The sequence below is a fragment of the Actinocrinis sp. genome (assembly GCF_035946395.1).
In the GTDB taxonomy this organism is placed as follows: domain Bacteria; phylum Actinomycetota; class Actinomycetes; order Streptomycetales; family Catenulisporaceae; genus Actinocrinis.
Genome location: NZ_DASYZI010000183.1, coordinates 20657 through 30754 on the forward strand (window position 1 = coordinate 20657; position 10098 = coordinate 30754).

Below are 10098 nucleotides of genomic sequence, written 5' to 3' on the forward strand. Positions count from 1 at the left end.
CGGCGACTGGAACGAACTGGGAGAGCGGTGAGGTCGGGAAGAAGGCTGGGTGTCGACGTCGGAGCGGTCCGGATCGGTGTAGCGGTCTGTGACCGGGACGGCATGCTGGCCACACCGCTGGAGACGGTCAAGGCAGGCGAGGGAGACCTCGCCCGCCTCGCGGCATTGGCGGCCGAGTACGAGGTCGTCGAAGCCGTCGTGGGTCTGCCCCGCTCGCTGTCCGGCAGCGAGGGGCCGGCCGCGATGAAAGCGCGGGTGTTCGCCGGACGACTCGCCGGGACAATTCGGCCTATTCCCGTGCGGCTGGTCGACGAGAGGTTGACAACAGTCACCGCGACCCGTGGACTACGCGAGTCGGGTGTTCGAGGACGCAGGACCCGGACGGTGGTCGATCAGGCCGCCGCGGTGGTGATCCTGCAGAACGCGCTCGACGCCGAGCGCGCGTCCGGTAGGCCGCCCGGCCACCTGTCCCAGGCCGACGACGACGTCGTGCCCCACGCCCCGGGTAAGGAGTTCGAGGCTTGAGCGACGACGGTTGGTACGGCGAATCTCAGGAGCCCGTGCCCGGCTCAACGCATGGCCGAGGACGCAGGGCAGCCCAAGGGCAACCTGGTCAGTACGCGCAGCAGTACCCTCAGGACCCATACCAGTCGAATCAGTATCCGCAGGATTACTCTGCGCAACCGCAGTCATCGTACTACGACGAACTCGGACAGCGTCCTGCCGCGCCGAACTCCAGTGCGCAGGATTGGAGTACGGGACAACAGGGTTACACGGCACCGCAGGCTTACCCGCAGCAAGGCCAGCAGCCGCAGACGCCTTACCCTCGCCGCGCTCAGCCCCAACAACCACCCTCAGCGGACCCGTACGCGTCAGGTTCGTACAGCACCGGTTCTTACTCGACGGACGCGTACGCGTCCCAGTCCGATCCGTACGCGTCCGACCCGTATTCGTCGGGCGGCCATGCGCGGCCTGCCCGTGACCCCAATGCAGGTGGTTACGCGCCGGGAGCGCGCGATGGCTACTCGACCGGTAGCTACCCGACCGCCGAGCGCGACCCCCGCCAGAGCAGCGGGTCATATCCGACCAACAGCGGCTACTCGACTGGCAGCTACCCGGCTGTTGCTCCGGGCGTGCCCGGCCGTGGTCCGGCCAATCCGCAGGGACAGCCCCAAGGGCAGCCCGGGGGTGCGTATGGGCGTCGACGCGCCGGCAACCCCGCCGGCCCCGCTGGTGGAGCGCCGAGCGGTTACGCGCCGTACGAGAACGATGACGACGACGAGTTCCCATCGCGCAACTCCCGCCGAGCACCCGCCTATGGCGGCGAGGCCGGCAGCCGTGCCGAGAGCCCGACGGCCGGGCGCTCACGCCGACGCGCCGGCACGGAACTCGACGATGAAGACGGTGAGCGCTTCACCCTGCTCGACGGGGACGACGAGCCCGGCTCGGGGCGCGGCCGCAAGCTCAAGCAGAAGCGCGGCCGCAACTGTCTCGCCGTGTTCATCGCGTTCCTGGTCATCGCCGGCGGCCTCGGTTACGGCGGCTACAAGGGCGTCCAGTGGTACCAGGCCAAGTACGGCCCGGCGCCCGACTACGTCTCGACCACCGGAACCGGCGCGAAGGTGGCCGTCAACATCCCGACCGGTTCGGGCGGGCGGACCATCGGCGGCCTGCTCTTCAGCTCCGGGATCGTCAAGAGCCAGCGCGCCTTCACCGACGCCTGCAACGCCAACCCGCAGTGCGCCAACATACAAGCGGGCACCTACCTGCTCCCGCAGGGCGTCAGCGCCGCCGCGGCCATCGCGGACCTGCTCGACCCGAAGAACAAGGACAGCAAGTCCCAGCTGATCACCTACGGCGGCGAGCGCGCCGCGCAGATCTTCGCCTCGCTGGAGTCCAAGACCGGCTGGTCCGACGCCGACATCCGCTCCGCGATCGCCGGCGGCAAGATCGACCTGCCGTCCTGGGACACCGGGCAGCCGGGGCCGAAGTTCCCGTACGCCCACATCGAGGGTTTCATCGCCTCGGAGTCGTACGTCCTGACCGACTTCAAGGCGCCGACCGATCTGCTCAAGAAGATGGTGGACGACCAGATGGCCGTCTTCAGCCAGGAGGACGTGGCCAACCAGGCGGCCAAGCTCGGCGTGACCGAGTACAAGCTGCTGATCATCGCCTCGCTGGCGCGCGCCGAGGCGGGGACCAACACGGCCGACCTGAACAAGATCGCCGGAGTGGTGTTCAACCGGTTCAACAACCCGATGCAGTTCGCCCACCTCGGCTTCGACACCTCGACGCTGTACGGCATGGGCAACGCCGGCACCGTGCCGGACAACAGGGACGCGACGAACCCGTACAACACCAGCGTCTACGGTATAAAGGGCCTGCCGCCGAGCCCGATCGACAACCCCGACCAGCCGTCGGTCGACGCCGCGCTGAACCCGAACCGCGCCAACAACTACTTCTACTTCTGCGCCACGCCGGACGGCGTCCAGTACGCGGCGACCAACACGCAGTGGCAGGAACTCGGCGCGAAGTACAAGGGATTGTGCGGGTCGCGCTGATGACCGGAAGCCGGGCGGCGGTCCTCGGATCGCCGATCGGGCACTCGCTCTCACCGGTGTTGCACCGGGCCGCGTACCAGCGGCTCGGTCTCACCGGCCGCAGCTACGACGCATTCGACGTGGACGAGGTCGCGCTGCCCGGCTTCCTGGATCGCATTGACGCAGCCGTGTGGTGCGGTCTGTCGTTGACCATGCCGCTCAAGCGCGCCGTCATCCCGTTGCTCGCCGAGGTCAGCGAGGTGGCACTCGCGGTCGAGGCCGTGAACACCGTGCTGTTCGCCGAGGATGGCACGCGGCGCGGCGAGAACACGGACGTACCCGGCATCGTCGCCGCCCTCGCGGAACGCGGCATCACCGGCGCGGACGCCGCTGCTGTTCTCGGCGGAGGCGCCACAGCCGCGTCGGCCATCGCGGCGCTGGCGTCGATCGTGCACGGCGGCCCGGTCCACGTCTACGTACGTACGCCTAGCCGAGCGGAGCAACTGATCCAGACGGCTGAGCGATCCGGGATCGAGCTGTACGTGAACCCGTGGACTCAGGTCGGGGAAAGCCTGGAAGCCCCGCTCGTGGTGAATACGACGCCTAAGGGTGCCGCGGACGAGTTGGTCGAATCGGTGACCAAACCGGTCGGCACGCTCTTCGACGTGCTCTACCATCCATGGCCGACGCCGCTCGCCGCAGCCTGGGAGCGTGCGGGCGGCGTCGTGCTCGGCGGTCTGGATCTGCTGATCCACCAAGCGGCGCTACAGGTCGAGTTGATGACCGGCGCCGAGTCGACGCAGCGTCCTGCGGTGGTCGCCGCGATGCGTGCCGCCGGAGTCGCCGCACTCAACGAACGCTGATTGCCGCCGCCAGCCCTGCTCGCACGTATCACTGTCACGTACACGCATACCTGCCGCGTACCGCGCGCCGTGCCTCACATGTGCACAGAAACTCGCGTCAGCTCGCCGTCACCTGAGAACTCGGCGGTGAACGACCCGATCCCCTGCGCCGCCACCACGATGCCGTCCGGTACCCGGCTCCAGTCCCAGCCATGGTGCTCGACGTATCCGAGCACGCAGTCTGCCGCGTCCTCGCCGAACGTCGCAGCACCCTCCATCACGACTCCGGGCACGGCGTCGAGCCGAGGCGTCGCGGCCGGGACGCCCGCATCGCAGACCACGTAGTAGATTCGCCCGCCGCCGCCGTCCTCAGTCGCGCTGTGGCCGATGTACCCGCGCGCTTCAAGCAGTCCCATCGCCGTCCACGCGATCATCTCGGCGGCGTCCTGCGGACTCTCCGGCGCGTCCTCGATGCCTGCGAGCCCGAACCTCGGCGTGACGAGTTCGGCGATGCCGTCCCGCTCACCGAGCGCGCGCAGGCGCAGCGACCGTTCGGCGATCGCAGCGTTCTGTCCCCACGTCGCAGAGTCCGCCCATGCCCACGTCCAGACGCCCGCCGGGGAAAGCGTGCCGAGTCCGTCCACGGCGAGGTCCCGCCCGGACTGGCGGTAGCGGCGAGTCGCGTGGTCGACGGACCAGTCGCCGAGCGGAAGGAACGCGAGGAACGTCTCAAGCTGCTCGGCGACCCATGCGGCGTGCCGATTCCCCGCCGCGTTGAAAGCCGCGCTGAACGCAGGCAGACCCGCCACGGTCGGCGCCGGAGGCTGAGGTGGTCGTGGCTGCGGTTGTTTCTGCTGAGACTGTGCTCTGAGCTCCGCCATGACCTGCGCCGCGGCATCCCGGGCGACCTCCGGCTGCACCGGCCCGAGCATGTGATTACGGGCTCGAATATGTGCCAGCAGTTCGGTCTGCGGCGGGAGCCGATGACAGCTCAGGTAGTACCCGACGGCCGCCGGCCACACCCACGTGCCGTCGGTGTGGAATGCCCGCGGCACGCTGCCAGGTGCGCCGGAGACGAGTTCGTCACGCGTCGTCCCCGGAGCGGACAGCACCACCGTCGCGCGCGTGAGGTAAGCGATCAGCGCGGGAATCTCCCGTGGATCGAGATTCGGGCGCGAGACCAGCGGACTGCCGTCCGGCTTCATCCCGTCGAAGACCCGGGCCACCGGGAACCGCGGCCCGCCCTGACTCATCCCCACTCCTCGAAGTCGAACACTGCGTCGTGGGACGCGCCAGTCTCCCACCGTGCGGCCGCGCCCCGCAAACCCCGGAACGCGACCGCACAGCGTTACAGAAGAATCAAAGCACTGCTATGCCGATACAGTGCTCTGTCAGCCTTGCCGGCGACGCGTGGACCGCCGACGGCTCGCCTTGCCGCCACCCTCGCCCATCGAGGCGAGCCGGTCCTCGACGTGGCCGGGCAGCGGACGCGGCGCGCCGCTGCCCGTGTCGGCGTCGCCGAGCAGTACCGAGATGATGTCGATCGTGCTGAAAGGGGTCTTGCGCATCAAAGGGCTCCATCGGTCGGATCCGGCCCGCGGGCCGCAATCGTCGATCGGTCGCCCGACAGGCGATGGCGAGGCACCGCCCCCGGGGCGCCGGTTGAATGAGGTTTCTTCTTCGACCGGGCCTCGTTGCCTCACGCCGTTCCTACCGTGATCTATTGTGCACCGGCCGGGTGTCGCGGCCGTTGCCTGTGAATCAACGCACAGTGTCGCCGCTCCGACCAGTGTCACCCTGACAACCAGCGTCACGCCTCCAAGCGCAACGCCACCGGGTCGCCGGGTCGCAGGTCGTACTTCGCCGATGCCGACTTCCCGTTCAGCGCCAGCGCGAACAACCCGGCCGAGTCGATGTATCCGACCGGTTCGCTGAGCTTCACGTCGGCGAACGTCCGGTTGAACGGCACGCGCACCTCGCCGGTCCGGCAGTGCAGCCGCAGTAGTTCGCCCTCACGCAGCCCCCCGTCACGTAACAGCGCCGCCGGAAGCGAGGTCTGCACGTTACCGAACCGGTCGATCGTGAGAACCTCACCCTCCAACCGATGCGCCGTCAGCCGCGCCACCGGCTCCGACAGGTGCACGAGGTCGTCCACCGGCACCGCCGAACCGACCCGTGTCGGCGACATGCCGGTCGCCAGCCGCGCCGCCACCGGCGCGAAGACATCCCGTCCGTGAAAGGTCGCGGAGACCGGCTGGCGCATGACCTCAGGAGTCGTCACCTCGAACGCCGCGCTCGCCCCACCCAGTGCTCGCGCGGCCGGCATCAGCAGCCCGTTGTCCGGGCCGACCAGATACGTCCGGCCCGCCTGGATCACCAGGCTGCGCCGCTTCTTGCCCACCGTCGGATCGATCACCGCGAGCAGGACCCCGGCCGGCATATAAGGCGCGGCCTGCGCAAGCAGTGCCGCCCCCCGGCGTAGGTCACCGGGCGGCACGTCGTGACTCACGTCGATCACTCGCACCGCCGGTGCGAGAGTCGCGATCACGCCGTGGCAGATGCCGACGAAGCCGTCGGACAGCCCGTAGTCGGACAGAAAACCGATCCACCCGGCTCGTCCCGCAGCCGAGTCTGATTGTGCAACCATCGCCGTACCCTAAGCCGTGCAAATGACTCGGAAGTAGCCGCGCGGTAACCGGAGGTAGCTCAGACGATCACTTCTTCCTTTTAACGGACGATATCCCGGCTTGTGGACGAAGCGACGAGGTGCTGAGTGCACCGTGGGATGATCGGGGCATGTTGCGTTGGCTCACCGCAGGGGAATCGCACGGTCCCGCCCTGGTCGCGGTCGTCGAGGGGCTGCCGGCGGGCGTGCGCACGTCCACCAAGGCGGTCTCGGACGCACTGGCCAGGCGGCGGCTCGGCTACGGCCGCGGTGCCCGGATGAAGTTCGAGCAGGACGAGGTGACGTTTCTCGGCGGCGTCCGGCACGGGTTGACTCAGGGCGGTCCGGTGGCCGTCCGGATCGGCAACTCCGAGTGGCCGAAATGGGAGTCGGTGATGGCCGCCGACCCGGTGGCCGGCCCTGCCGCGCTGGACGAGGTCGAGCCCGGCTCGGCCGAGTTCTCCGCCTCCGGCGCCGGTCAGGCCCGCAGCGCCCCGCTGACCCGGCCGCGGCCCGGCCACGCCGATCTGGCGGGCATGCAGAAGTACGGCTTCGACGACGCCCGGCCAGTCCTCGAACGGGCCAGCGCACGGGAGACCGCCGCCCGGGTCGCCCTCGGCGACGTGGCCCGAGCGTTCCTCGACCAGGCCGCCGGGATCCGAATCGTCTCGCACGTGGTTCGCCTCGGCCCGGTCGCCGTCCCCGACGGCCTGCTGCCGACCCCCGCCGACCTCGACCGCATCGACGCCGACCCGGTCCGCTGCCTCGACCCCGAGACCGGCGCCGCGATGGTCGCCGAAATCGACGCCTGCCACAAGGCCGGCGACACCCTCGGCGGCGTTGTCGAGGTACTCGCCTTCAACCTGCCGCCGGGTCTCGGCAGCCACGTGCACTGGGACCGGCGTCTCGACGCGCGCCTGGCCGCCGCCCTGATGAGCATCCAGGCGATAAAGGGCGTCGAACTCGGCGACGGCTTCACGCTCGCCGAGATCCGCGGTTCCCTCGCCCAGGACGAGATGGACCCCGGGCAGTCTCATTCGGGACAGGCCGGCGTCCGCCGCCGCACCGGCCACTCCGGCGGTACGGAGGGCGGCATGTCCACCGGCGAGTTGCTGCGCGTGCGTGCCGCGATGAAGCCGATCTCGACCGTTCCGCGTGCGCTGGCCACCATCGACACCGCGACCGGCGAGTCCGCGACCGCGCATCACCAGCGCTCCGACGTCTGCGCCGTCCCCGCCGCCGGAATCGTCGCCGAAGCCATGGTCGGTCTCGTCCTGGCCGAAGCCCTCCTGGAGAAGTTCGGCGGCGACTCGGTCGCCGAGACCACCCGCAACCTCGACGCGTACCTTGCCGACGTCCGGTCCCGAGGTCTGGAGGTGCTGCGGTGAGCCCGCGCATCATTCTGGTCGGCGCCCCCGGCTCCGGTAAGACCACCATCGGCGAGCTGCTCGCGAGCCAACTCGCGGTGCCCTTCCGCGACACCGACGCCGATGTCGAGGCGATCACCGGCATGCCGATCGCCCAGTTGTTCGTCGAGAAGGGCGAGCAGTACTTCCGCGAACTGGAGTCCGAGGCGGTGCGCGCCGCGATCGACTCGCACGACGGCGTCCTCTCGCTCGGCGGCGGGGCGGTGATCCGCGCGGAGACGCAGGCCGCGCTCGGCGGCCAGTACGTCGTCTACCTCGAAGTCGACAGCGCCGAGGCGGCTCGCCGCGTCGGCCTGAACACCGCCAGGCCGCTGCTGCTCGGCAACGTGCGCGGCCAGCTCTCCCAGTTGCTCGCGCAACGCAGGCCGCTCTACGAGCAGGTGGCCACGGTCACCGTCTCCACCGTCGGCCTCGCGCCCGACGAAGTCGCCGCACTCATCGTCAAGGAGCTGCCCGAGTGACAGACACGACGACCATCGCCGTCGGCGGAGAAAGCCCGTACGACGTCGTCATCGGCACCGGCCTTTTCAGTAAGCTGCCGGGGCTGTTGGGCGACAAGCCCACCCGGGTCGCGATCATCCATCCGAAGACGCTCGCCGCCACCGCCGAGGCCGTCCGCGCCGACCTCGACGTGCTCTACGAGGCCGTCACCATCGAGGTCCCCGACGCCGAGGAGGCGAAATCCGTCCAGGTGCTCGCCCACGTCTGGTCCGTGCTCGGCCAGTCCGGCTTCACCCGAACCGACGCGATCGTTGGTGTCGGCGGCGGCGCGACCACCGACCTGGCCGGATTCGCCGCGGCCAGCTGGCTGCGCGGCGTGCGCGTCGTGCAGGTCCCGACCACCCTGCTCGGCATGGTCGACGCCGCGATCGGCGGCAAGACCGGCATCAACACCGCTGAGGGCAAGAACCTGGTCGGAGCCTTCCACTCACCCGCAGGCGTCCTGTGCGACCTCACGGCCCTGGAGACGCTGCCGCACGACGATTACGTCGCCGGCCTCGCCGAGGTGGTCAAGTGCGGTTTCATCGCCGATCCGGTCATCCTCGACCTGATCGAATCAGACCTCGAAGCCGCAAAGGCTCCCAGCGGGCCGCACACCCACGAGCTGATCCGCCGCGCGGTGCAGGTCAAGGCCGACGTCGTCTCGGCCGACCTCAAGGAGTCCGGCCTGCGCGAGATTCTCAACTACGGCCACACCCTCGGCCACGCCATCGAGCGTAACGAGCACTATCAGTGGCGTCACGGCGCGGCGGTCTCGGTCGGCATGCTCTTCGCCGCCGAACTCGGCCGCCTGACCGGCCGTCTGGACGAGCCGACCGCCAATCGCCACCGCGAACTTCTCAGTGCCCTGAGTCTCCCGCTGTCCTACGACGCGTCAGCCTGGCCGAAGCTGCTCGAAACCATGCGGATCGACAAGAAGGCCCGCGCCGACCGCCTCCGCTTCATCGTGCTCCAGGGTCTGGCCAAACCCACCGTCCTGGAAGCGCCCGATCCCCAGCTGCTCGCCGCGGCCTACGCCGAAGTCTCTCGCTGAAAGCCACACCCGCCACGCAGTCACATCCGGTCCGCCCCGGCCGGCGCTGTGATCGCCGCACTTGCCGACCGGTAGACTTGTCGCTCGCCAATCAGACTTATTTCAAGCTAGGAGTCACCCGGCCGTGGCCACGACCAACGACCTCAAGAACGGCATGACCCTCAACCTCGACGGCGAGCTGTGGAACGTCGTGGAGTTCCAGCATGTCAAGCCCGGCAAGGGCCCGGCGTTCGTGCGCACCAAGCTCAAGCACGTGCTGACCGGCAAGGTGGTCGACCGGACCTTCAACGCCGGCATCAAGATCGACACGGCCAACGTGGACAAGCGCACGATGCAGTACCTGTACAAGGAGCCGACCGGCTTCGTATTCATGGACACGGACACCTACGACCAGCTCAACGTTCCGGCCGAGACCGTCGGTGACGCCGCGAACTTCCTGCTGGAGAGCGCCGAGGCGACCGTCGCCACGCACGACGGCGTTCCGCTCTACGTCGAGCTGCCTGCGGCCGTCGAGCTGATCATCACCTACACCGAGCCCGGCCTACAGGGCGACCGCTCGACCGGTGGCACCAAGCCGGCCACGGTGGAGACCGGCTACGAGATCCAGGTCCCGCTGTTCATCTCCACCGGTGAGAAGGTCAAGGTGGACACCCGCGACGGGAAGTACCTCGGCCGGATCAACAGCTGACGTGGCGACCAGGAGCAAGGCGCGTCGGCGCGCCCTCGAAGTGCTGTTCGAGGCCGACCTGAAGGGTGTGGATCCGAAGCACGTCTTGGCCGACCGGGTCGCCAGGTCCGCGCGGATGACCCCGCAGGACACCGACCCGCGCATCGGCGAGTACACGATAGAGCTGGTCACCGGGGTCGTCGATCACATCGAGCGGATCGATTCGCTGATCGAGACCTACTCGATCGGCTGGCCCATAGACCGGATGCCGGCCGTGGATCGCAACCTGCTGCGTCTCGGCCTGTTCGAGCTGTTGTGGGGCACCGACATCCCCGAAGTGGTCGCGATCGACGAGGCGGTCACCCTGGCGCAGGAGCTTTCCACCGCGGAGTCCCCGCAGTTCGTGAACGGCTTGCTGGACCG

The 10098-nt window shown here is 69.0% G+C and carries 11 protein-coding genes; 8 read left to right on the forward strand and 3 right to left on the reverse strand.

The features are described from left to right. The first annotated feature begins 27 nt into the window (after positions 1-27). Genes ruvX through VGS97_RS11785 form a run of 3 tightly spaced genes read left to right on the forward strand, consistent with a single transcriptional unit; the run spans position 28 to position 3403 of the window. Positions 28-525 (forward strand): Holliday junction resolvase RuvX, encoded by a 498-nt coding sequence (gene ruvX, locus VGS97_RS11775; protein ID WP_326853419.1) that lies wholly within the window; start codon positions 28-30, stop codon positions 523-525. Continuing rightward, positions 522-2561, forward strand: a complete 2040-nt coding sequence (gene mltG / locus VGS97_RS11780; protein WP_326853420.1) for an endolytic transglycosylase MltG — start codon at positions 522-524, stop codon at positions 2559-2561. The genes ruvX and mltG overlap by 4 nt, the downstream gene beginning before the upstream one ends. Continuing rightward, the gene (locus VGS97_RS11785) at positions 2561-3403 is read left to right on the forward strand and encodes a shikimate dehydrogenase (protein WP_326853421.1); all 843 of its coding nucleotides are present in this window, start codon (positions 2561-2563) and stop codon (positions 3401-3403) included. Before mltG ends, VGS97_RS11785 begins: the two co-directional genes overlap by 1 nt. A gap of 74 nt (positions 3404-3477) precedes the next feature. Here VGS97_RS11785 and VGS97_RS11790 read toward each other — a convergent pair whose 3' ends face one another. The 3 genes from VGS97_RS11790 to VGS97_RS11800 all read right to left on the reverse strand — a co-directional run bounded on the left by VGS97_RS11790 (position 3478) and on the right by VGS97_RS11800 (position 6029). Next, positions 3478-4635 carry a DUF6882 domain-containing protein gene (locus tag VGS97_RS11790; RefSeq protein WP_326853422.1) on the reverse strand — a complete coding sequence of 386 codons (1158 nt, stop codon included), beginning with the start codon at positions 4633-4635 and terminating at the stop codon, positions 3478-3480. 138 nt (positions 4636-4773) lie between these two features. Beyond that, on the reverse strand, positions 4774-4950 hold the full coding sequence (locus tag VGS97_RS11795) for a hypothetical protein (RefSeq protein ID WP_326853423.1): 177 nt from the start codon (positions 4948-4950) through the stop codon (positions 4774-4776). A gap of 242 nt (positions 4951-5192) precedes the next feature. After that, positions 5193-6029, reverse strand: a complete 837-nt coding sequence (locus VGS97_RS11800) for an SAM-dependent chlorinase/fluorinase (protein WP_326853424.1) — start codon at positions 6027-6029, stop codon at positions 5193-5195. A gap of 149 nt (positions 6030-6178) precedes the next feature. Between VGS97_RS11800 and aroC the strand changes: the two genes are divergently transcribed. The 5 genes from aroC to nusB all read left to right on the forward strand — a co-directional run. Next, positions 6179-7435 (forward strand): chorismate synthase, encoded by a 1257-nt coding sequence (gene aroC / locus VGS97_RS11805; protein WP_326853425.1) that lies wholly within the window; start codon positions 6179-6181, stop codon positions 7433-7435. Further along, entirely contained in the window at positions 7432-7935 is a 504-nt protein-coding gene (locus tag VGS97_RS11810) for a shikimate kinase (RefSeq protein ID WP_326853426.1), read from the forward strand. Before aroC ends, VGS97_RS11810 begins: the two co-directional genes overlap by 4 nt. After that, on the forward strand, positions 7932-9008 hold the full coding sequence (aroB, locus tag VGS97_RS11815; protein WP_326853427.1) for a 3-dehydroquinate synthase: 1077 nt from the start codon (positions 7932-7934) through the stop codon (positions 9006-9008). Before VGS97_RS11810 ends, aroB begins: the two co-directional genes overlap by 4 nt. A 124-nt stretch (positions 9009-9132) precedes the next feature. Continuing rightward, the gene (gene efp, locus VGS97_RS11820; RefSeq protein ID WP_326853428.1) at positions 9133-9696 is read left to right on the forward strand and encodes an elongation factor P; all 564 of its coding nucleotides are present in this window, start codon (positions 9133-9135) and stop codon (positions 9694-9696) included. 1 nt (position 9697) lies between these two features. Next, the coding region (gene nusB, locus VGS97_RS11825; RefSeq protein ID WP_326853429.1) for a transcription antitermination factor NusB at positions 9698-10098 on the forward strand (401 nt) is incomplete at its 3' end.